Raw genomic sequence first — 22,373 nt, 5'->3', positions numbered from 1 at the left:
AAAGGCGGCTGGGTTGTCGCCGCGCGGGCGACAGGGGTCAAGCGAAAGGATCGATGTCGCCGAACAGCAAAAAGCGGCCGAGATCGTCGGCCGCTTTGCAGTCCTCGCGATGAGGAAGGGCGATCAGGCGGCGAGCGCCGCCTTGGCCTTCTCAACGATCGCCTGGAACGCGGCGGGCTCGTTGATCGCGAGATCCGACAGCACCTTGCGGTCGACGGTGATGCCGGACTTGGACAGGCCGTCGATAAATCGGCTGTAGGTCAGCTCGAACGGACGCACGGCGGCGTTCAGGCGCTGGATCCAGAGCGCGCGGAAGGTGCGCTTCTTGCGCTTGCGATCGCGGAACGCATACTGGCCGGCCTTCTCGACGGCCTGCTTGGCGGTGCGAATCGTGTTCTTGCGGCGGCCGTAATAGCCCTTGGCGGCCTTGAAGACTTTCTTGTGCTTGGCGTGGGCGGTCACACCGCGTTTGACGCGAGACATGCCGGGTATCCTTGGATTCAGAGATGACGATCAGCCGCGGCTTGGAGGCGGCCAGGGTTTCGGAAGCGAGAGGCCGGTCAGGCGTTCGGCAAGAAGTACTTCTTGACGTTGTCGCCGTCGGTCTTGAACAGCACGCGGGTGCCGCGCAGCTGCCGGATCTGCTTCTTCGTCCGCTTGATCATGCCGTGGCGCTTGCCGCGCTGGGCGTGCATCACTTTGCCGGTGGCAGTCACCTTGAAGCGCTTTTTGGCGCCGGATTTGGTCTTCAGCTTGGGCATTTGGCTCTCCTTCATGCCAACGGCAAGCCGCCCGCAAAAGCGGCGCCATCAGGCGAAAATGCTCGTTAGAGCGTTGGTTGTGCTCAGGTATTGGGTCCAAACAAGGATCCACCCGCACAGGGACATCGCCACGGCAGCCCTTGATCAGCCGGGCGACGAAGGCCGCGCTTATGCCAGAGACGGTGGCTCTTGGCAACGCTGAACCGCCGAATCGGCTCGTCCGAGCCATGGTCAGCCGACATGCGAGCCGCGGGTACAGGTATCCCAGGGCGGCCCTCGGCCACCGGCACCGGCCGACTCCGTTCGGTGGAGCCGCAAAGGCTCCTCCGGCAGCTGCAGCGGGCGGTGGCAGGTCCTGATCCGCGCCCGCAAAGAGCGGTTCTGGCGGGGCCTCAAGAGAAAAGCCCGCCAGACGTGTGGCGGGCTCGGTTTGGTGCGTCGGTGGCTGGCGACTAGCGCGGGGCCAGAACCATGACCACCTGGCGTCCCTCGAACCGCGCGTCCTGCTCGACCTTGGCGAAAGCCGCGACGTCGGACTTGACCTTGTCGAGCAGCTTGGTGCCGATCTCCTGGTGCGCCATTTCGCGGCCGCGATAGCGCAGTGTGATCTTGACCTTGTCGCCCTCTTCGAAGAAGCGCTGCATCGCCCGCATCTTCACGTCGTAGTCGTGATCATCGATCATCGGGCGGAGCTTGATCTCCTTGATCTCGACGACCTTCTGCTTCTTGCGGGCCTCGGCGGCCTTCTTCTGCGCCGAATACTTGTACTTCCCGTAGTCCATGATCTTACAGACGGGAGGATTGTTGTTCGGCGAAATCTCGACCAGATCCATGCCGGCATCAGCGGCCATCTTGATCGCAACCACGGTCTCGACAGTGCCGCGGTTGGTACCTTCTGAATCGATCAGCTGGATCTGCGCATTGCGAATCTCATCATTTGTGCGCGGCCCGTCTTTGACGGCAGCGGGCGGGGCTCGATTGGGGCGGCGAATGGGTAGTTCTCCAAGGTTGTGGAAGAAGGCGACTATTTTGAAGGAAGATGCCCTCGCGGGCAAGACAGCTGGCGTCCCGTGCGTCGAATTAACATCCGGCCGTCATGGCTCTTGCGTCGCACGCGCAGGACTTCGGCGCGGCCGTGCATTCCCCCAAAGAGACCACATGGCCAAGAATGGCGATCAAAACCGCACTTTCGAGGCCTCGTGGCTCCGCTGGCGGACATAGAGTGCGCGGGGCCCTTTCGCAAGCGGCAGCGCCCGGTCGAGCGGATTGACGCGACCGGCTGGTTCGCCCACACAGCCCCCGAAATCGAGTAACGATCCATGAACCCTGCTGCAGAAAATGCCGATACGCCCGTCTTCGTCACCGTCGGCGCGGGCGAATCGTCGCGCCGGATCGCGGTGCGGGCGCGGCCAGGCCGCCCGCCCGGGCTGTTCTGGCTCGGTGGCTTCAATTCCGACATGAAAGGCACCAAGGCGCTGGCGCTCGACGCCTGGGCCGCCGAGCGCGGCCGCGCCTGCGTCCGTTTCGACTATTCCGGTCACGGTGAATCCGGCGGCCGCTTCGTCGACGGCACCATCGGCCGCTGGCTCGAGGAGAGCGTCGCGGTGTTCCGGCAAATCTGCCACGGACCGCAGGTCGTGATCGGTTCCTCGATGGGCGGCTGGATGGCGCTGCTGCTGGCGCGCGAGCTGCTCAAGGACCCGGCGGAGGCGACGCTGGCCGGCCTGGTCCTGATCGCCCCGGCGCCCGATTTCACCGAGGAGCTGATGTGGAAGGGCTTCCCGCCGGCGGTCCGGACCGAGATCGAGTCCAAGGGCGTCTGGATGCGTCCGTCGGAGTATGGCGAGCCCTATCCCATCACCAGGGCGCTGATCGAGGACGGGCGCAATCATCTCCTGCTCGGCGGTGCCATCAAGGTCGGCTGCCCGGTGCGCATCCTGCAGGGCGCGCAGGACCCGGACGTCCCCTGGCAGCACGCGTTCGCACTGACCCACCGCCTGCCGGCCGAAGACGTGGTGCTGACCATGATCCAGGACGGCGACCACCGGCTGTCGCGTCCGCAGGACATCGCGCGCATGCTGGCCGCCGTCGGCGAGATGGGCTGAGGCGGCCCGCTTCAGCATCGGGCTTGCCATTCCGCGCGGACGCTTTCGTCGGTCTCTGACGTCAGCGCCGCCTCCGCACGTCGCGCGAAGGCGGCCTCGTCGAGCAGCCGCGCGAGCGCCCAGGCGGCGGCACCGCGCACCAGCGGATGCGGATCGGCGGCAAGCCGTTCGGCGGCCGGCGTCAGCGCCGAATCGCCGGAGTTGCCGATCGCGATCAGCACGTTGCGCAGGAAGCGGTCGCGGCCGACGCGCTTGATCGGCGATTTCGTGAACAGTGCGCGAAACGCGGCGTCGTCGAGCGCAGCCAGCTCGGCGAGATCGGGGGACCGCAGCGATTCGCGGGCTTTCAGCTTCGCCTCGCGCCCCACTTGCGCGAACTTGTTCCATGGACAGGCGGCGAGGCAGTCGTCGCAGCCGTAGATACGGTTGCCCAGCGCCTTGCGGAACTCGCGCGGGATCGGCCCCTTGTTCTCGATGGTGAGATACGAGATGCAGCGCCGCGCATCGAGACTGTAGGGGGCCGGGAACGCCGCGGTCGGGCAGCTGTCGAGGCAGGCCCGGCACGAGCCGCAATGATCGCGCTCCGGCGCATCGGCGGGCAGGTCCAGCGTGGTGTAGATGGCGCCGAGGAACAGCCAGGAGCCGAAACCGCGCGACACCAGGTTGGTGTGCTTGCCCTGCCAGCCGAGCCCTGCCGCTTCGGCCAGCGGCTTCTCCATGACGGCCGCGGTGTCGACGAACACCTTCACATCACAACCGACCTGCGCGACCAGCCAGCGGACGAGCGTCTTGAGGTTCTTCTTGATGACGTCGTGATAGTCGTCGCCGCGGGCATAGACCGAAATCGCAGCATTGCTGCGCTGGGACAGGACCGCGCGCGGGTCCTCGTCGGGGCCGTAATTGACGCCGAGCATGATGATGCTGCGGACCTCGCGCCACAGCGCGGTGGGATCGGTGCGGCGGGACGGCTCGCGCGCCAGCCAGTCCATGTCGCCGTGCTGGCCGGCGGCGAGGAAGCGTTCGAACGCGGCGGCCCGCTCGGCGCTCACGACCGGGGCGGTGATGCCGATGGCATCGAAGCCCAGCCGTTGCGCCTCGGCGGCCAGCGCCGCCTTCAACGTCTCCGGCGTGGGCCTATCGGCGCTCAGAAGTCCAGGTCCACATAGGTCCGCGACGCCGGCACGCCCGCCAGCCAGTCGGAGAGCAGCGGCCGGAACGACGGCCGCGACTTCACCCGCGCGTACCACGCCTTCGCTGCGTCGTCCTCGATCCATGGCACGTCGCCCAGATAGTCGATCGCCGACAGATGCGCGGCGGCGGCGAGGTCGGCATAGGTCAGGCGGTCGCCGGCCAGGAAATTGCGCCGCTGCGCCAGCCAGCCGATATAGGCGAGATGATAGCGCACATTGGTCTTGGCGGCGCGAATCACGTCGGTCGACGGCGGCCCGCCGCCATCCTCCTCGCTCATGAAGCGCTTGTAGATGCGCTCGGTGACCAGCAGGTTCGAGGCCTCCTCGAAGAACTTGGTGTTGAACCAGTCCATCAGCCGGCGCACCTCGACGCGCTCGGCCGCCGACGCCGGCATCAGCCGGCGATCACCCATCTCGGGCCCGCAGGTCTCGTCGATGAATTCGGCGATCACGCCGACACCGGGCACCGGCGGCAGGCCTTCGACCGACAGCACCGGCGTGGTGGCCGCGGGATTGAGCACGAGAAACGCCTCGCGGCGCTCCCAGGCGCGTTCCTCCACCAGGCGCAGATCGAGCCCGTATTCGCCGAGCACCAGCCGGACGAAGCGTGAATGCGGGCAGAAGGGATGGTGGTAGAGCGTATACATGGAGCCTTTCGACGATTCCGCGGCTACGGCGCTTAACGAACAATCAACCATCGGTTCGCACCGACGCCTCGTCCCGATACCGGCGCGCGGGTGCGCTCGCGAATCGGACCATTAGCGCATGGTCGGCGAAAGTGTAAGCAGTAGGGCGACGGGCGGTCATGCGGGAAACGACGCGTTCGGGAACAGCGATCAGCGCGCCCGATCCACTGTCCGCCATCGCCTCGTTCTGATTCGCATGGCCGATCACACGCCGGTTCATTCATCGGATGTGGCCGGTTCGAGCGCTTTTTGCAATTGCGGGCGGAGGCCGAATAGGCGAGAAGGGCGGCGTTTTGCCGGCAATCCAGGATCCGATCAATGATGTCAGATACGCTGCGGGCGGTGCTTCTCGGCATCGTCGAGGGCGTCACCGAGTTTCTTCCCGTATCCTCGACCGGCCATCTGCTGCTGGCGGAGCGCTTTTTCGGGCTCGGCGACGAGGGATTCTGGAAGAGCTTTGCGATCCTGATCCAGCTCGGCGCCATCCTCGCCATCGTCGCGCTGTACTTCTTCAAGCTGTACCGCGTCGCGATCGGCGCGCTGACGAACCCTGACGACCGCCGCTTCATCATCGGCGTGCTGATCGCCTTCCTGCCCGCGGTCATCATCGGCCTCATCGCCGGCAAGTACATCAAGGCGCTCCTGTTCGATCCCTGGGTCGTGTGCTTCTCGCTGATCGTCGGCGGCGCCATCCTGCTGTGGGTCGATCAGATCGATCTCAAGCCGCGGGAGCACGACGCGACGCGTTATCCGCTGATGATGTATCTGTGGATCGGCGTCGCGCAGTGCCTCGCCATGATCCCGGGCGTGTCGCGCTCCGGCGCCACCATCGTGGCGGCGATGCTGCTCGGCGGCGACAAGCGCTCGGCCGCGGAGTTCTCCTTCTTCCTGGCGATCCCGACCATGGTCGGCGCCTTCGTCTACGACTTCTACAAGAGCCGCGCCGAGATGACGTCCGATCACCTCGGCCTCATCGCGATCGGCTTCGTCGTCTCCTTCATCACCGCGATGATCGTGGTGAAGGCCTTCCTCGGTTACGTCACCCGCCACGGCTTCGTGCTGTTTGCCTGGTGGCGCGTGATCGTCGGCACGCTGGGCCTGATCGCGCTGGCGCTGGGGAAGTAGTTATCGCGTAGGGTGGGCAAAGGCGCGCAGCGCCGTGCCCACCGTTCTCACCGAGTATGCCAAAGCAAGGTGGTGGGCACGCTTCGCTTTGCCCACCCTACAGATACCCTCACGCGTTCTTGCGCTGGAACTGCCCGGACGGACGGAAGCGCCAGAGATATTGCGGGGCGACCGCCTCGAGCGAGTCCGGCGTGATGCCGAGGCCCTGCAAGGTCAGCCCGGCCGCCTTTGCCGCCTCCGACACCACGTTGTCGTAGCGCAAGAGCTCGACCTGGTCGGGCGTCAGCTTCAGCGGCCCCGGCGCGAACTGCAGGATTGCGGCCTGCAGTTTGGCGAGCCCGAACGGCAGCGGCAGCAGCGCGCGGTCGCGGTCGGTGATGTCGAGGATGATTTTCAGGATTTCCCGGAAGCTCAGCACCTCCGGCCCGCCGAGCTCGTAGGTCGCGCCCGGCTGCGCCTTGCCGTCGACCGCATCGGCCACCGCGGTGGCGACGTCGCCGACATAGACCGGCTGCATCTTCGTCTCGCCGCCGCCGATCAGCGGCAGGAACGGCGAGATCCGCGCGAGCCCCGCAAAGCGGTTGGTGAACTGGTCCTCGGGGCCGAACACGACCGAGGGGCGCATGATCACGGCGTCCGGCACCGCGGCCAGCACGGCGGCCTCGCCGGCCGCCTTGGCGCGGGCATAGCTCGATGCCGACTCCGCGTCGGCGCCGATCGCCGAGACGTGCACCATGCGGGCGCCAGCAGCGGCCGCCGCCTTGGCGACGGTGGCGGCGCCCTCGGCCTGCACGGCCTCGAAGGTCTGCGCGCCGCTCTCGGTCAGGACGCCGACGAGGTTGATCGCGACGTGGCTGTCGCGCAGCGCTGATGCGACCGAGTCGGGATAGCGCAGATTGGCCTGTACGGCGTGGATCTGGCCGACCCGGCCGAGCGGCTGCAGGTGGCCGGCGAGCTCCGGCCGGCGCACCGCGACGCGGATGCGGTAGTCGCGCTTGGCCAGCGCCCGGACCACGTTGCGCCCGACGAAGCCGGAGCCGCCGAAGACGGTAACCAATGTGTCCAGATTCGATGCCATGGAATGAGTCCTGGGATTGCCGGGCGGTCGGTCCGCCCCGGACGAGATAGCTGTCAGCGGCGATTCGCACCCCGCGGCCCGCCATCCTGGGCCGCTGTATAGCCCATCGCCCGCATTGCGGAAAAGGGAGCCGTGTTTTTGCGCATGGCTTCAGAAAAATTGTCATCTTGGGCGTTCAGCAGTTTGACAAGCGCCCGTTCGATCCGTACACAGCGCCCCCATGCCCAGGTGGCGGAATTGGTAGACGCGCTGGCTTCAGGTGCCAGTGGCTTAACGGCCGTGAAGGTTCGAGTCCTTTCCTGGGCACCATTTTTGGTGGTGACCTCCCCCGCACAGAACTCTGTGACAGACGACGGCGCTGATGCGTCTCGCGATCTGATTGGGTGGCACCGATTTAGCTGATGTCTTCGGGACATTAGCGACACGCTCGTCCCCAAGCCAGCCGATAATCCTCCTCTCAACGCCCGTGATGTAGCCGCTGCTGCCGGCTGCGAGCCTCCACCCTCCCCTGGAGGGGGAGGGTCGATCGCACGCGAGGCGGGCGAGCGGGGTGGGGTGATCTCTCCACGCACGCCAGCGCCAGAGGAGAGATCACCCCACCCCGCCTCACGTTTTGCTTCGCTCTCCGTGAGGCGACCCTCCCCCTCCAGGGGAAGGTGGGCACCGCCTTCGTGTCGAGTGATCACCATGACCGCCGTGGTCTTTCTCGTTTAGGGCAAGACCTATCAGCCTCGCGACGCATCCCGCGCCCGAGCCATGCCGATCGTCTCGCCCTCGAAATCATGAGGGTGCAGGGAAGGCCGGGCGCCGACTGCACCCATGGCCCGCCAGCGGAAGAAAATGCTGGCGGCAGGAACCACAGGTACGCGCCGGATCATCCGGCCTTCCCTGCGCGAGTGGTTTTGACGGCTGCTTCGCGTTCTCCCTGGTGCGCCGGGCTGTCTGGCCACCATCCCCACGCGAAGCGAAAGCCTCGACATGAGTTGATATCAGCATCGGGATATCAGGACCGCGCGACTTGACCGTGCGTGCCTCGCCGTTCGTCCGCGCGAACTAATTCACGCTGCGTCGACACACGCCCATCGCATCCCACTGCCAACGATCCGTGACGGTCGCGAAACGCCCCTCATGCGGCAGCAGGGACGCGCGGAAATGTGCAGCTGATTTGCCCGACGGTGCAAGCCCGAATGCTGCGACAGACTGGCACGACGGGCAGTTTGGGGATGGACGGTATGCGGAGCAGAACCCTTTGGCCATCCGAATAGAGTCGTGCGCTCTCAGCGCCGTTTTTCTGCCCATTTACAGTAGAGGTCCGACATTGGGAAGGAAAGCCGCCCCTTTAAAGTTCCAAGCCAAGCCTTGTATTCGTCAGCAGGCAAACAATGTGCGGCATATATGAATGCCGGCTGAACCCAAGCATTCATCTCGTCCATCTTGGTTTTCCTCTGCCGAAAGAAGTTCACGTCGCCGAGCTGGCCCCTTAAAACTAACAGCTGCCGATTGTCGAGTGTTCCATTGAGGTCAAACAGAGGTTTGGCTTGTTCATAAGTGATAGGTACGATGCCTCGTATAAAAAGCTCAAGTAACCATGCCCTGGTGACACTGAGACGTCGCGCTGCTGGCTCCAAGACTAGTTTCACGAGCTCGGGCGCAAGATCTTTGAAGAGGGATTCTTCGCCTTTCGCTAATTCTTCGATGAGAAGCACTACGTCTTTTACAAAGGGCAGTAGCTCCCTCAGATGTCCTTTGATGAAATCTGCTGCTTCTACTAGTTTCGTATGCTTCATGCAGCGTAGTAGGATCCGAATGCGACCTACATCCCAAAATTCATGTTCCAGTTCGGCTTTTAGGTCTCCAATTAAATCTTCTGACTTTAGAGCTTCAACCGCCTCTGTGGAATCTTCCGACTCGTAAATCTGCTGCAGGAGGCGTTGGGCGGCCGATTCATCGGCCTGAGCAGTGTCTTCCCCGCTGAATACGTTGAGCTTCTCAAAATATTCGCCGACGGTGTGGACCCTTGTCTTAGCACTAGCCAAGAAGAGGCCCTCGTTAGTCATGAGATGTTCGGACAAAAATGCTAGTGCGGCATACGGGTCTTGATCGCTACGTACAAAAATACGGAAATCGTCAACATATCGTGTGAAATTGTAGCCCTCTGCGTTCAGGGCGCTGTCGGTGTCGTTTAAGAGGGCCTCGGCTAGTATCCGACTAGCATTCCCTCCAACGGGTATGCCAAATGATTGTCGGGCTCGGACGTCAGAAATGAACTGCTTGAGGAATAGTGCTATCGGCTTGTTTGTTGTGGCGACGAGTAGTGTATTCTCGAGCCTATGGTGATAGATTCTTTGATAGAATTCGGAGATATCAGCTTCGATCACATGAGAATAGCTATTTGCAGAAAACAAAAGACGAACATACTGGCTTCTTAGCCAGTCGCCGTAGCGGCAATCTTTAGTGAAAATGTCGAAAGACTCGCTTTGTTTGTATCGATACGAAAACGGACCCTGATCCGACGGAAGGCGACTTGCTTCCAGTTCGTTGCCGATCTTTACAACGGAGGCTGTAAGTAGAATGCAGTCGATTGGGAATAGTTGATGTGCGACTCGGAAGTTGTATCGGCTTTTGGGTACGAGCGACTCAAGAGCGCTCATTGGGCGATAATTGCCTACCTCTTGTTTTGAAAGCTCTGCAGCTACGTCGGATTTTCTGTCGGCTAGAAATCTAAACTCTAGCGGATAAGGAAAGATGTCCGTGTCGCCATGAGTTAGGATGTGGTCTATTGACCAGACAATAATATCTGCCTCAAGGGTAGGCATCCGGGTCTCGCTGGAATTGGTGTGCAGTCGCGCAGTGCTCGTGGCAAATCACGGTCGACTTCGGTCATTTGGAAGCGCGACAGCATGTGCTGTATGCAACTTTAAAGAGCGTATATCGTCAATAGAGATGTTGACGCTGTAAGTCACTGGTCGGTCCGCCTGAGCTTGGCTGGCTCGAATTTTCCGCAATGCGAAGTAAGGGTTGCGGTTATAGTCCGCAAAAATGTCTAGACGCTCACGTCGTTCGGGGCACACTGAACGACTTGATCGCTGCAACGAAGTTCTTCCGTGATTCCAGCCCCACCGCCAGTTTGTTCCCAGCGAACGCGGGGACCATACCGCGTGATATCTGAATGGGCAGGCAGCACGTTCCGTGTACCTCACGGTATTCTGTGGTTATGGGTCCCGGATCCGCTCCGACCGACGCGATGCGCGTCCGCAGGCTTGGCCGAAACGATGCCTCGGACCATGAATCATGGTTCCCAGGCCATGAGCCCCCATCGCCCTGTCCGCGCCATGCCCACCAGCGCAGCTACTCAGCTTCCGCCTCGCCGCTGACACCTACCCTGCGCAGCATCACCGTCAGCGCGAGGGCTGGCAGCATGATCCACAGCGTGAAGTCGTCCGGCCGGCGCAACGCGCCGGGCGTGGCGTGGCAGGCGAGGAAGCGCCCCAGGGGCGTCCGGGTCGACAGCACGCTGCGCAGGATGAGCGGGATCCCGAAGACCAGTGCGAGCACGACGAACGCCACCGCCAGGGGCCAGCCGCCGGGCAGCCGGTCGACGCCGCGTGTCGTGAAGCCATACAGCAGCAGGAGACCGACCAGCGTCACGACGCCGCCGCACAGGCCGGAGGTGACGCGAATCAGCAGGTCGTCCTGCATCAGCTCGCGGTCGACCTCGCTCAGCAACTGCTTCATGGGCCTCTCCTCCGATCGCTCGTGCGCGGTGAATCGCTCACGTGACGTCACGCTGGCGCACGCCGTCCAGATCGATCCAGGTCGCGTGCATGTCGCTGGGCTCGCCAGCGATCTGCCAGACATGCAGTGCGATGAAACGATCATCGGAGGCGATAATCGGAAAGGCACCTCCGAGGCAGGCTTCGAACAATGCGCGGTTGCCGATGCCATCGGGAAGCGTCTCCGACCATCCAGCGATCGCGACGAATAGCCCGCTTCCATTCGTGTCTCTTGCTCCGCGCAGGTTCGACGCCAGGGGCGGTGCCGTTCGAATAAGGAGGATGCAGGAGACAGGGCCCCACGTCGCCGGATGCGGCACGGGAGCGGATGCAGACTCAGCGATCGTCGGCCACGACGCAAACCATCGCAGGCGCGGTTCGCCGGCCGGGGCCGGCGAACCGCGGGCGGCTATCCCTTGTACCCCATCAACAACCGCGGCAGCCACAGCGAGAACGCCGGCACGTAGGTGACGAACATCAGCGCTGCGATCAGCGCGGCGTAGAACGGCAGGATGGTGCGCATGACGGCGCCGACCGAGATGCCGCCGATGGCGCAGCCGACAAACTGCGTGGTGCCGACCGGCGGGGTGTTGAGGCCCAGCGCGCAGTTGATCAGCATCAGCATGCCGAACTGCACCGGATCCATGCCGGCCTTCATCGCGATCGGCAGGAAGATCGGGGTGCAGATCAGGATGGTCGCCGCCATGTCCATGAACGTGCCGAGCAGGAACAGGATGACGTTGATCAGCAGGAAGATCATCCAGGGCTGCGTCGAGACCTTGCTCATGAGATCGCCGGCGAAATCGGCGACTTCGTACAATCCCATCAGGTACTGGAACATGGTGGAGACGCCGATCAGGAGCAGCACCACGCCGGTCGTCTTGACCGCCTTGGCGGCGGCCCGCAGGAAGTTCTGCAGGCTCATGGTGCGGTAGATGAAGAACGTCAGCAGGATCGTGTAGGTGACCGCGACCGCCGCGGATTCGGTAGCGGTGAAAACGCCGGACAGGATGCCCGCCAGGATGATGCCGACGATCAGCAGGCCGGGCAGCGCCGCCGCGAACGAGCGCAACACCTCGGCCCAGCCCGGAAACTTGCCTGCGGGATAGCCGCGCTTCACGGCGACCGCGTAGGCGGCCACCAGCATGCAGACCATCAGCACGAGCGCCGGAAGAAGACCGGCGGCGATCAGCGCGCCGATCGACACCTTGCCGCCGGCTGCGAGCGCATAGATGATCATGTTGTGGCTGGTCGGCATCAACGCGCCGACCAGCGAGGCGTGGGTGGTGACGTTGACGGCGTAGTCGGTGTCGAACCCTTCCTTCTTCATCATCGGGATCATCACCGCGCCCATCGCCGACACGTCGGCCACGGGAGAGCCGGAGACGCCGCCGAACAAGGTGCAGGCGACGACGTTCGACATGCCGAGCCCGCCGCGGATGTGACCGACGAGATTCTTGGCGAGCTGCACGATCTTGTCGGCGACGCCGCCATGCAGCATCAGCTCGCCGCTGAAGACGAAGAACGGGATGGCGAGGAACGAGAAGATGTTCATCCCCGACATCATCTGCTGGAAGATGACGGCAACCGGCAGGCCTTCATAGAGGATGGTGCAGATCGCCGAGAGGCCGATCGCAAACGCAACGGGAACGCCGAGGACCAGGAAGCCGAAGAAGGTGACGCCGAGAATAATCAGTTCCATGAGGGGACGACCTCTTCACCGCGCAAGAGAGCCATGATGTGCTCGATGGAAAACATGACGATCAGGATTCCCGAAGCGATCAGCGGCACGTAGCGGACGACTTCGGGCAGGCCGAGATTGGCGATCTTCACGGTGCCCACGGAGGCGCCGAGGATCCAGCCGTTGTAGGCCATCGCGATGCCGAACAAGGCGACCAGCACGTGGATCACCAGCTCGATCTTCTCGCGCGTGCTGTCCGGCAGCATCACGAGGAGGCTGTCCATGCCAATATGGCCGGCGTCGCGAACGCCGACGGCGGCGCCGATCAGCGTGACATAGAGGATCAGGACCAGCGCCAGATTCTCGGTCCAGGTCGGGCTGGAGTTGAGAACGTAGCGTCCGAACACCTGGTAGAAGACGATGGTGACGATGACGAGCAGTCCGGCGACGGACAGATACATGCCGACGCGCGCGATGACGGCGTTGATCCGCGAGAGCAGGCCGGTCGACGGACGTCCCTCCTGCTGCTCGTGGTCTCCAACATGAGGATCTGTCATTCCCGGCCCTCCCTGGCCTGAGTCCGGTGCCGCCGCACGGCGACGCCGGACCCGGTCCCTATTTTTGTGTGGTTCTTACTTGGTGTCCTGGATGCGCTTGACGAGGCTCGAGAGCTTCTCGTCGCCGGCGAACTTCTGGTACACCGGCTTCATCGCGTCGACGAATTCCTGCTTGTTGGCGATCGTCACGACCTGCACGCCGGCGGCCTCGACGGCCTTGCGGGAGGTCTGCTCGCGCTCGTCCCAGAGCTTGCGCATGACCGGCACGGACTCCTTGGCCGCCTTGCGGATCATCGCCTGATCCTCCTTGCTCAGCGTGTCCCAGACCTTCTTGGACATCACGAGGACTTCGGGCGCCAGCGAGTGCTCGGTGACGTTGTAGAACTTGGCGGCCTCGAAGTGGCGCGAGGATTCGTAGGACGGCCAGTTGTTCTCGGCGGCGTCGACGAGGCCGGTCTTGAGCGCGGTGTAGACCTCGCCATAGGGCATCGGGGTCGGGTTGGCGCCGAGGCTCTGGATCATGCCGACCCAGAGGTCGGACTGCTGGACGCGGATCTTCAGGCCCTTGATGTCGGCGAGCGACTTCACCGGCGCCTTGACCGTGTAGATCGAGCGCGCGCCGCTGTCATAGTAGGCGAGACCGATCAGGCCGGCGGGCTCCATGGCGGCCAGGATCTCGTCGCCGATTGGGCCGTCCAGGACGGTGCGCATGTGCTGCGTGTCGCGGAACACGAAGGGCAGGCACAGCGCGACGGTCTCCGGCACGAAATTGTTGAGCGGCGAGGAGTTGATCCGCATCATGTCGAGCGCGCCGATCTTGAGCTGCTCGATCGTGTCCTTCTCGGAGCCGAGGGCGCCGTTCGGAAACACCTTGACGCCGAGCTTGCCGCCGCTCGCGGCAGCGAGCTGCTTGCCCATGAACTTGACGGCTTCGACGGTCGGATAATCGGCGGGGTGCACGTCGGCGGAGCGGAAATCGCGCGCGGTCGCCAAAGGGGACGAGACCGCCAGCACGGCGGCCGCAATGATACCTGTAAGTGCCTTCATCTTGGCTTCCTCCTCAATTGATTATGTCGTTGTTGTTGGGCAGATGCTGCAGGCCGCCTTGGGTCGCTGCACTCCAGATGCGAAGTCATGCGACAATATCACGCGTACGGCCAGTGGCATTTTCTGTCCAAGCCAAAGGCGGCATCGATCAATGCAAGAGTTGCATCGATCGATTGGGTGCGATCTGGCGCGATGCAACCAGCGGGTCGACCGCCTCAATGACGAAGGCGCCGCCTCGAACGGCCGTGGAGACATTGCCGGCGCCACCTCAGATGCGATCACCTGGCCCTGTCCGGCCCTTGCGCCCGGGCGGCGGGGCTGGCATTCCCACGGCTGATCTCCGGACCGGCCCGGCGCGTTTGCCGGTTGGTTACCAGCGCCGGGCTACAGCCGGTTCCCGAGCGCTTCCCGCGGCGTTGCTCCGGCCCGTCGCGTCCGATTTCGATTCGACGAGGTTTTGAGAGCCATGACCGTACGCCTGCACCGCGGCGACCTGCCTGATCTTTCCCGCTATACCTCGTCGGTCGCGATCGACACCGAGACGATGGGGCTCAATCCGCACCGCGACCGGCTGTGCGTGGTGCAGCTGTCGCCCGGCGACGGCTCGGCCGACGTGGTGCAGATCCCCAAGGGTCACACCGATGCGCCGAACCTGAAGGCGCTGCTCGGCAACCCGGACATCACCAAAATCTTCCACTTCGCGCGCTTCGACGTCGCGGCGCTGTTTCACGCGTTCGGGGTGATGCCGCAGCCGGTCTATTGCACCAAGATCGCCTCGCGGCTGGCGCGCACCTATACCGACCGCCATGGTCTCAAGGACCTCGTGCGCGAGCTGCTCAACGTCGATCTCTCCAAGCAGCAGCAGTCGAGCGACTGGGGCGCCGAGCAGCTCAGCGAGCCGCAGCTCGCGTATGCTGCCTCCGACGTGCTGCATCTGCATGCGCTGCGCGAAAAGCTCGACGTGATGCTGGCGCGCGAAGGGCGGCTGGCGCTGGCGCAGGCCTGTTTCGCGTTCCTGCCCCACCGCGCGACGCTCGATCTGGGCGGATTCGAGGCCGAGGACATCTTCGCGCATTCCTGAAGCCGGCGAATCGCGGGCGCGTTCACGATCATTAATGTCTCGTAATGATCGCGAGCCGCCCCGCGTCGCGATTTCGCGCCAGTTCCAGGCTGCAATGGTGAGGGCGTCCATGGTAGGATGGGCGCTGTTTCGCGCGCCTCCCCGTGTCCGTCGGAGCCCTGGTGAACTCGGTCCACAACCCCGCCTATGATCCCACCCTGCAGGCGCGCTTCGCGGTCGCGGCGCGCCACAGCCGCTTCGTGCGCGTGCTGCGGGTCGCGGTGCCGGCGGCGGTGGGACTGGCGATGGCGGTCGTGATCGGCATCGCGCTGTTCAATCCGTTCCACATGGAGATCAACACCCCCAATCTCACCGGCAACCTCGTCATCTCCGGCCGCAAGATCACGATGGAGACGCCGCATCTCACCGGCTTCACGCCGGACCAGCGGCCGTATGATCTCGTCGCCCGGAGCGCGGTGCAGGACCTCACCGATCCCGATCACGTCGAGCTCAACATCCTCCGCGCCAAGGTGCTGATGGAGGATCAGTCGACGGTGACGTTGAAGGCGAATACCGGCGTGTTCGACACCAAGCAGCAGCAGCTCGAGCTGACGAAGGACATCCTGCTGACGACGTCGACGGGCTACGAGGCGCGGCTGAGCCGGGCCTCGGTCGACATGGCCAAGGGCACCGTGAGCTCGGACGAGCGCGTCGACGTCAAGCTCACCAACGGTACGCTCTCCGCCGACCGCCTGCGCATCACCGACAATGGCGAGGTCATCCGCTTCGAGGGCAATGTGATGATGAACCTCGACAACATGAATGCCGCTCCGGCCACGACGGCGAGCGCCGATCCCGGCCGTCCGGCCCGCAACGTGAAGTGACCTCATGACCACGTGCCATTTCATTCCCGTAGCGATTCGCGGCGCCGGCTTCGCCGCGCTGGCGTTGCTCGCGCTTGCCGACTCATCGCAGGCGCAGAGCGCGACCACCGGCGTGCCCAACGCGCTGCAGGGGTTCTCGCAGAACCGCGACCAGCCGATCCAGATCGAGGCCGCTGCGCTCGAGATGCGCGACAAGAAGAAGGAGGCGACCTTCACCGGCAACGTCAAGGTCGTGCAGGGCGATACCACCATGACCTCGAAGTCGCTGGTGGTGTTCTACGACGGCGGCGCCCAGCCGGGCGGCGCAAAGGCGACCAAGGCAACGCCGGCGGCGACGCCTGGGCCGGACGGCAGCTCGGCGATCCGCCGTCTCGAGGCGCGCGGCGACGTCAAGGTGACCCAGAAGGACCAGGTCGTGACCGGCGAGACCGCGGTCTACGACACCAAGACCAACATGATCTCGATGCAGGGCGGCGTGGTGCTGACCCAGTGCAAGAACGTGATGCGCGGCGACCGGCTGACGGTCGACATGACCACCGGCGTGTCGCGCGTCGAATCCGACAGCGGGCGCGGCGTCCAGGTGCTGCTGCCGCAGGCGGGCGCGGGCGCGGGCGGCGGCTGCGGTCCGTCGACGGCCTCGGCTCCGGGCGGCGCCGGGCCGCTGCAGCTCGGTCCAGGCAAATCGAAGTGACTTCAATTATTTAGCAAAACGCCGGCGGCCCAGTTGAACCGCGCCGCTGCTGCCTCTATCTAGCGAGCGGGCGGTTCTGTCGCAGGACCGATGCAACGGGAGGCCGTGGAACCCGTTGCGTGGCTGCGAAAGAATGATGCCGGACACGATTGCGATCTTGCGATCGGTCGCCTGCGTGGCGACCGCGACTTCGCCGTCAGACGACAAACTCCGAAGCGCGGCCTGCCGCGCTTTGGCCGGCCTCGCGCTCCCTGTGATCCGCGAGAGGTGAGATGCGTTCGCTCGCGGTGAGCGGGCGAGCCAGCGCTGCGGTCGATGACGGGCAGCCTCGAAGGGCGTAAGCGAAGCGGGGATGGTGGATCTACTCGGCATGTTTCGTGGGCGTCCCGCCAAGCGCGGCCAGCGAGGCTCCTCGCGCCGGCGCGACGACATCACGGCCATGGACGATCCGTTCGGCAATTCCTACAGCGATGATCCGCTCGCCGCGCTCGCCGACTCCGTGCGCGACGAAGCGGTGCCACGCATCAATCCGCGCTCGCCGCAGAACACCGAGCAGATCCAGCGCAAGCGGCCGGCCTCGCAGCCGATGCCAGCCAAGCCGCGCAACAATGGCGCGGGGGGCGGTCCGCAACTGCTGCGCCGGCCGGGCTTCCTCGCCGTGCATTCGATCGAGAAGAGCTTTGGCAGCCGCCAGGTCGTGCGGGGAGTGTCGATCTATGTCCGCCGCGGCGAGGCCGTCGGCCTGCTCGGGCCGAACGGCGCCGGCAAGACCACCGTCTTCTACATGATCACCGGCCTGATCAAGGCCGATCGCGGCGCCATCGAGCTCGATGGGCATGACGTGACGCGGCTGCCGATGTATCAGCGCGCGCGGCTCGGCATCGGCTACCTGCCGCAGGAGGCCTCGATCTTTCGCGGCCTCACCGTCGAGCAGAACATCCGCGCCGTGCTCGAAGTGGTCGAGCCCTCCCGCAAGAAGCGCGAGCGCGAGCTCGACGCGCTGCTGGAAGAATTCACCATCACGCGGCTGCGCAAGTCGCCGTCGATCGCACTGTCCGGCGGCGAGCGTCGCCGCGTCGAGATCGCGCGCGCGCTGGCGACGCGCCCGAACTACATGCTGCTCGACGAGCCGTTCGCCGGCATCGATCCGATCGCGGTCGGCGACATCCAGCAGCTGGTGCGCCATCTCACCAACCGCGGCATCGGCGTGCTCATCACCGACCACAACGTCCGCGAGACGCTCGGCCTCACCGACCGCGCCTACATCGTCTATGCCGGGCAGATTCTTACCGAAGGCAGCCCTGAGGAGATCGTCGCTGATCCCGATGTGCGCCGGCTGTATCTCGGTGAGGAATTCCGGCTGTAGGATTACGGACGCGGTGTTTGTCGGCTTTTGTCGTCTGCGCGACATCAGGCGGAAACGCTACGATCAACGCTGTTTCCAGCAGGTTCGCGAGGACCGGTAACCTCGTCTTCTCCGCGCGCCATACTCCGTTTTTCTTATTCGTCAAGCCGTGTACATCGCGCGCGGATTAGGATAAGCAAGAATTGGACCAGTAAGGGAATGTTCTTGCTCCCATGGCGTTGACGCAGAGATTAGAATTCCGCCAGTCGCAGTCGCTGGTGATGACGCCGCAGCTGATGCAGGCGATCAAGCTGCTGCAACTGTCCAATCTCGACCTCTCCACGTTCGTCGAAGAGGAGCTGGAGCGCAATCCGCTGCTGGAGCGCGCGAGCGACGGTCCGGAAGCGCCGGTCGCCGGCGAGCAGCAGATGTCCGAGCGCGCCGAGTTCTCGGAAGGCAGCGAAGCCAACGGCGACGATTTCGGCGAGGGCGCGAGCGGCGGCGGCGAGAGCTTCGAGGGCGCCCAGGAAGACTGGATGAGCCGCGATCTCGGCACCCGTACGGAGATTGAACAGACGCTCGACACCGGGCTCGACAACGTGTTCTCCGAGGAGCCGGCTGAGGCCGCCGCGCGCACCGCGCAGGACGCAGCGCCGACCACTTACACCGAATGGGGCGGCGGCGCCTCCGGTGACGAGGACTACAATCTCGAAGCCTTTGTCGCGGCCGAGACCACGCTGTCGGATCATCTCGCCGAGCAGGCGGCGGTGGCGTTCACCGCGCCGGCGGACCGCATGATCGGCCAGTACCTGATCGATCTCGTCGACGAGGCCGGCTATCTGCCGGCCGACCTCGGCCAGGCCGCCGACCGCCTCGGCGCCGAGCAGGCCGACGTCGATGCCGTGCTCGGCGTGCTGCAGACCTTCGATCCGCCTGGCATCTGCGCGCGCAACTTGAGCGAATGTCTCGCGATCCAGCTGCGCGAGCTCGACCGCTACGATCCGGCGATGCAGGCGCTGGTCGAGCATCTCGATCTGCTGGCGAAGCGCGACTTCGTTGCCCTTCGCAAGCTGTGCGCCGTCGACGACGAGGACCTCATCGACATGATCGGCGAGATCCGCAGGCTCGATCCGAAGCCGGGGCTGAAGTTCGGCACCACGCGCACGCAGACCATGGTGCCCGACGTCTACGTCCGTCCCGGTCCCGACGGCGGCTGGCTGGTCGAGCTCAACAGCGACACGCTGCCGCGCGTCCTGGTAAACCAGGTCTATTACTCCGAGCTGTCGAAGACGATCCGCAAGGACGGCGACAAGTCCTACTTCACCGACTGCCTGCAGAACGCGACGTGGCTGGTGCGCGCGCTCGATCAGCGCGCCCGCACGATCCTGAAAGTGGCGACCGAGATCGTGCGCCAGCAGGACGGCTTCTTCACCCATGGTGTCGCGCATCTGCGTCCGCTCAACTTGAAGGCCGTTGCGGATGCGATCCAGATGCACGAATCGACCGTGTCGCGCGTTACCGCCAACAAATACATGGCGACCAATCGCGGCACGTTCGAGCTGAAATATTTCTTCACCGCCTCGATCGCATCGGCCGATGGCGGCGAGGCGCATTCGGCAGAGGCCGTACGTCACCACATCAAGCAACTGATCGATGCGGAAGATCCCTCCGCAATTCTCTCCGATGATACGATCGTCGAGAAGCTGCGCGCCGCGGGCATCGACATCGCCCGCCGCACGGTCGCGAAATACCGGGAGGCGATGCGGATCCCGTCCTCGGTGCAGCGCCGCCGCGACAAGCAGAGCATGCTGGCGCATGCCCTCTCGGCCCCTGCCAGCACCGACCGCACCCGGGATACCGCGTCAGTTTGACCGCTGCGCAAGATTGCGCCTTCACCAAATAGGCTTAGTGTCATACTTGGTTCACATGAATCGAGGCGGCACATGACCCTGCGGATTTCCGGAAAGAGCATCAGCGTCAGCGAAGCGCTGCGTGGGCGCGTCAGCGAGCGCACCGACGAGGTCTTGCGAAAATACTTCGACGGCAACTATTCCGGCCATGTCACGCTCTCCAAGGACGGTTTCGGGTTCAAGACCGATTGCGCGCTGCACCTCGATTCGGGCATCACGCTCGAGGCCGAATCGAACGCGCCGGACGCCTATGCCAGCGCCGACCAGGCGCTCCTGATGATCGAGAAGCGCCTGCGCCGCTACAAGAGCCGGCTGAAGGACCGCTCGGGGCGCAAATCCCATGCCGCCAATGCGGCGCTCGCCAATCTCGACGGCGCGGTGCTGGATGCGCCGAGCTACGTGATCGAGGCGCCGGCCGAGGGCGACGAGGAGATCACCGGCTACAGCCCGGTGATCATCGCCGAGAACACCACGGCGTTGAAGCGCCTGTCGGTGTCCGAAGCCGTGATGGAGCTCGATCTTTCGGGGGCACCCTGCATGGTGTTTCAGCACGGCTCCAGCGGCCGCGTGAACATCATCTACCGCCGCGCCGACGGCAATATCGGCTGGGTCGATCCGCCGGCGGTGAAGCCGTAGTCCCGCGGATGCGTTCCAGGGATCTTCCGGCGGCGCGAAAACTGGTTCCCGATCAGGCGGTTGGCCGACCGGTTGCGACGTCACGCCACGGCAATGAATAGATGCGATCAAGCGGTTGGGGCGCTGGCGCCTTCAGGCCGCCACGCTCCGGCGATCTTTAAGGATAGGCTGCGGGAACACGCTTGCGGGTGTTGGCACGGCCGTTGCGTTGGGGTAGAAGCCCCACCCATCGGACACGGGTTAAGCCCGCCTGCCGCCTCAGCTTCTTGACGCCGGTCTGTCCCGACCTATTTCGCACCCTGACGGTTCAATCACCTCGGAACGCCCTATGCCGATTACCGATCTGGTCGCACCCGAGGCGATCGTGCCGGCTTTGAAGGTCATCAGTAAGAAGCAGGCCCTGCAGGAGCTGGCAGCGCGCGCGGCTGCGCTGACCGGGCAGAACGAGCGCAACGTGTTCGAAGTCCTGCTGCAGCGGGAGAAGCTCGGAACCACGGCCGTCGGCTACGGCGTCGCGATTCCCCACGGCAAGCTGCCGAAGCTGGAGAAGCTGTTCGGCCTGTTCGCCCGGCTGGAGCGGCCGATCGATTTCGAAGCCATGGACGGCCAGCCGGTCGATCTCGTGTTCCTGCTGCTGGCGCCGGAAGGCGCCGGTGCCGACCATCTGAAGGCCCTGGCGCGGATCGCCCGCCTGCTCCGCGACCAGGATGTCGCCAAGAAGCTCCGTGCCTCGCGCGACGCCCAGGCGATCTATTCGGTGCTGGCGCTGCCGCCCGCTTCCGCGGCCTGACGTCGTATCGCGCCGCCCTGCAACGACCGAGAAAGCCTGCTGACGAGCCTCCGCGCGGCCCCGAACCCGTTCGTCCGCGCGGGCGTGTGCAATGGCGTCGGCTCGTAGCCGAACTCGACGACGAGCTCCTGGAATGCCTCGCTGCGGAGCAGGTCGAAATGATGCGGCATCATTCGCTCCTTGTAGATGCCGACCTTCCGGCCGCGTCCCGACGACGTCAGGCCGCGGCCGAGCACATCGAGCTCCGCGGCCGTCTTGCGCGGAAGTCCCAGGTAGTCGCAGATGCGGTTAAGGACAGGAAACGACGACCGCGCCACATCGTCGATCGCGAGCTCTGAATAGAGCTCTTCGAACTTCACGGTCAGGCAGGCTGGCGAGTCCAGCCAGCTCATGAACTTCTTGATGCCCGATCGGGGCAAAGAGAGGAGGGTCGATGTGATTCGGGAGGCGTCATCGGGGTGAGCGGCCGATCCGGCCGACCGCAGATAGGCGTTCCACTTCCGCATCTTCGGGTAGGCCGCCGAGTGGTAGACGAAGTCGACCCAGCTCACGACGATGTCGCGGGGGTCGCGGACGATGAACAGCATCTTGTGTTCCGGTCTGCCCAGGAGATATTGCTCGAGATAGGGACAATACTCGGTGTGCGAGGCGCAGGAGTAGCCGGAGCGCAGGGCCGACGCCCAGAGCGGGGCCGGAAGCGCGCGTCCGTAGTCGAGCGAACCGTCGGGATTCAGCTTGCTGATCGATGACGTGTAGGTGTGATAGCCGACATCGACATGACCGCCCAGCGCTCTGACGAGTTCGACCAGCAGGTACGTCCCCGCTTTCGGCACGCTGTTGCAGATGACGTAGTAAGGGCTCGGCCCCGGCGGAGGACTGTCAAGAAAGACGTGCCGGTTGGGTAGGGTCCCGAGTGCAAGTTCTCGAAAGACGCCTGCATCAAGCCGTGATCCATGCATTTGCCATCCCTACACATGCTCGTCACACAGCGGACTAGCGCGTGCCGCAACAGGGACAACTTAAGGATTGGACACCTTCGCCTTAAACCGGGTCG

The 22,373-nt window shown here is 64.3% G+C and carries 22 protein-coding genes and 1 tRNA gene; 10 read left to right on the top strand and 13 right to left on the bottom strand.

Translation table 11 applies throughout. The features are described 5' to 3' along the window. Positions 1–123: 123 nt before the first annotated feature. The 3 genes from rplT to infC all read right to left on the bottom strand — a co-directional run bounded on the left by rplT (position 124) and on the right by infC (position 1,753). Positions 124–483: a 50S ribosomal protein L20 gene (gene rplT, locus QW881_RS11730; RefSeq protein ID WP_012040570.1), complete on the bottom strand. Its 360-nt coding sequence runs from the start codon at positions 481–483 to the stop codon at positions 124–126. Between the two features lie 77 nt (positions 484–560). Then, positions 561–761, bottom strand: coding sequence for a 50S ribosomal protein L35 (rpmI, locus tag QW881_RS11725; RefSeq protein ID WP_008539890.1), 201 nt, complete (start codon positions 759–761; stop codon positions 561–563). A 452-nt stretch (positions 762–1,213) separates the two neighbouring features. Next, the gene (gene infC, locus QW881_RS11720; RefSeq protein WP_315740503.1) at positions 1,214–1,753 is read right to left on the bottom strand and encodes a translation initiation factor IF-3; all 540 of its coding nucleotides are present in this window, start codon (positions 1,751–1,753) and stop codon (positions 1,214–1,216) included. A 327-nt stretch (positions 1,754–2,080) separates the two neighbouring features. On the opposite strand from infC, the gene QW881_RS11715 reads away from it, so the two are divergent. After that, positions 2,081–2,866 (top strand): alpha/beta hydrolase, encoded by a 786-nt coding sequence (locus tag QW881_RS11715; protein ID WP_315758184.1) that lies wholly within the window; start codon positions 2,081–2,083, stop codon positions 2,864–2,866. 11 nt (positions 2,867–2,877) lie between these two features. On the opposite strand, the gene queG is transcribed toward QW881_RS11715, so the two are convergent. Together queG and QW881_RS11705 are read right to left on the bottom strand one after the other, a co-directional pair. After that, positions 2,878–4,062, bottom strand: a complete 1,185-nt coding sequence (gene queG / locus QW881_RS11710; RefSeq protein WP_316158676.1) for a tRNA epoxyqueuosine(34) reductase QueG — start codon at positions 4,060–4,062, stop codon at positions 2,878–2,880. Continuing rightward, entirely contained in the window at positions 4,011–4,703 is a 693-nt protein-coding gene (locus QW881_RS11705; RefSeq protein ID WP_315758183.1) for a glutathione S-transferase family protein, read from the bottom strand. Before QW881_RS11705 ends, queG begins: the two co-directional genes overlap by 52 nt. A gap of 357 nt (positions 4,704–5,060) precedes the next feature. Between QW881_RS11705 and QW881_RS11700 the strand changes: the two genes are divergently transcribed. Then, complete coding sequence (locus tag QW881_RS11700) at positions 5,061–5,867, top strand: undecaprenyl-diphosphate phosphatase (protein ID WP_315758182.1); 807 nt, start codon at positions 5,061–5,063, stop codon at positions 5,865–5,867. A gap of 109 nt (positions 5,868–5,976) precedes the next feature. On the opposite strand, the gene QW881_RS11695 is transcribed toward QW881_RS11700, so the two are convergent. Further along, entirely contained in the window at positions 5,977–6,945 is a 969-nt protein-coding gene (locus QW881_RS11695) for a complex I NDUFA9 subunit family protein (protein WP_316158667.1), read from the bottom strand. 222 nt (positions 6,946–7,167) lie between these two features. Here QW881_RS11695 and QW881_RS11690 point away from each other — a divergent pair. Then, positions 7,168–7,254: transfer RNA gene (locus QW881_RS11690), tRNA-Leu, on the top strand. A gap of 968 nt (positions 7,255–8,222) precedes the next feature. On the opposite strand, the gene QW881_RS11685 is transcribed toward QW881_RS11690, so the two are convergent. The 6 genes from QW881_RS11685 to QW881_RS11660 all read right to left on the bottom strand — a co-directional run bounded on the left by QW881_RS11685 (position 8,223) and on the right by QW881_RS11660 (position 14,003). Then, positions 8,223–9,761, bottom strand: coding sequence for an RNA-directed DNA polymerase (locus QW881_RS11685; RefSeq protein ID WP_316158666.1), 1,539 nt, complete (start codon positions 9,759–9,761; stop codon positions 8,223–8,225). Between the two features lie 532 nt (positions 9,762–10,293). After that, positions 10,294–10,680 carry a hypothetical protein gene (locus QW881_RS11680; protein ID WP_316158665.1) on the bottom strand — a complete coding sequence of 129 codons (387 nt, stop codon included), beginning with the start codon at positions 10,678–10,680 and terminating at the stop codon, positions 10,294–10,296. Between the two features lie 37 nt (positions 10,681–10,717). After that, positions 10,718–11,038, bottom strand: coding sequence for a hypothetical protein (locus QW881_RS11675; RefSeq protein ID WP_316158664.1), 321 nt, complete (start codon positions 11,036–11,038; stop codon positions 10,718–10,720). An 89-nt stretch (positions 11,039–11,127) separates the two neighbouring features. After that, positions 11,128–12,420, bottom strand: coding sequence for a TRAP transporter large permease (locus QW881_RS11670; protein WP_315758174.1), 1,293 nt, complete (start codon positions 12,418–12,420; stop codon positions 11,128–11,130). Continuing rightward, positions 12,411–12,956: a TRAP transporter small permease gene (locus QW881_RS11665; RefSeq protein WP_315758173.1), complete on the bottom strand. Its 546-nt coding sequence runs from the start codon at positions 12,954–12,956 to the stop codon at positions 12,411–12,413. The genes QW881_RS11670 and QW881_RS11665 overlap by 10 nt, the downstream gene beginning before the upstream one ends. Positions 12,957–13,031: 75 nt before the next feature. Then, entirely contained in the window at positions 13,032–14,003 is a 972-nt protein-coding gene (locus tag QW881_RS11660; protein WP_315758172.1) for a TRAP transporter substrate-binding protein, read from the bottom strand. Positions 14,004–14,469: 466 nt separating this feature from the next. Between QW881_RS11660 and QW881_RS11655 the strand changes: the two genes are divergently transcribed. From QW881_RS11655 to ptsN, 7 genes are all read left to right on the top strand, one after another. After that, on the top strand, positions 14,470–15,084 hold the full coding sequence (locus tag QW881_RS11655) for a ribonuclease D (protein ID WP_315758171.1): 615 nt from the start codon (positions 14,470–14,472) through the stop codon (positions 15,082–15,084). 161 nt (positions 15,085–15,245) lie between these two features. Next, positions 15,246–15,947: an LPS export ABC transporter periplasmic protein LptC gene (gene lptC / locus QW881_RS11650; RefSeq protein ID WP_315716868.1), complete on the top strand. Its 702-nt coding sequence runs from the start codon at positions 15,246–15,248 to the stop codon at positions 15,945–15,947. 4 nt (positions 15,948–15,951) lie between these two features. Continuing rightward, a complete protein-coding gene (locus tag QW881_RS11645; protein ID WP_316158662.1) occupies positions 15,952–16,638 on the top strand; it encodes an LptA/OstA family protein in 687 nt (228 codons plus the stop codon). Positions 16,639–16,990: 352 nt separating this feature from the next. Beyond that, positions 16,991–18,004 (top strand): LPS export ABC transporter ATP-binding protein, encoded by a 1,014-nt coding sequence (lptB, locus tag QW881_RS11640; protein ID WP_315758169.1) that lies wholly within the window; start codon positions 16,991–16,993, stop codon positions 18,002–18,004. Between the two features lie 212 nt (positions 18,005–18,216). Continuing rightward, the gene (gene rpoN / locus QW881_RS11635) at positions 18,217–19,854 is read left to right on the top strand and encodes an RNA polymerase factor sigma-54 (protein WP_315758168.1); all 1,638 of its coding nucleotides are present in this window, start codon (positions 18,217–18,219) and stop codon (positions 19,852–19,854) included. A 72-nt stretch (positions 19,855–19,926) separates the two neighbouring features. After that, positions 19,927–20,529, top strand: coding sequence for a ribosome hibernation-promoting factor, HPF/YfiA family (gene hpf, locus QW881_RS11630; protein ID WP_315741249.1), 603 nt, complete (start codon positions 19,927–19,929; stop codon positions 20,527–20,529). Positions 20,530–20,857: 328 nt separating this feature from the next. Next, complete coding sequence (gene ptsN, locus QW881_RS11625) at positions 20,858–21,319, top strand: PTS IIA-like nitrogen regulatory protein PtsN (protein WP_315716874.1); 462 nt, start codon at positions 20,858–20,860, stop codon at positions 21,317–21,319. Here ptsN and QW881_RS32590 read toward each other — a convergent pair. Then, positions 21,280–22,278, bottom strand: a complete 999-nt coding sequence (locus QW881_RS32590; protein ID WP_315813588.1) for a sulfotransferase domain-containing protein — start codon at positions 22,276–22,278, stop codon at positions 21,280–21,282. The genes ptsN and QW881_RS32590 overlap by 40 nt on opposite strands. Positions 22,279–22,373 lie beyond the last annotated feature (95 nt).

Source organism: Bradyrhizobium sp. SZCCHNS3016 (assembly GCF_032484535.1).
In the GTDB taxonomy this organism is placed as follows: Bacteria; Pseudomonadota; Alphaproteobacteria; order Rhizobiales; family Xanthobacteraceae; genus Bradyrhizobium.
The sequence above is the reverse complement of the archived record's forward strand: the minus strand, read 5'-3'. Positions and strand labels throughout refer to the sequence as shown.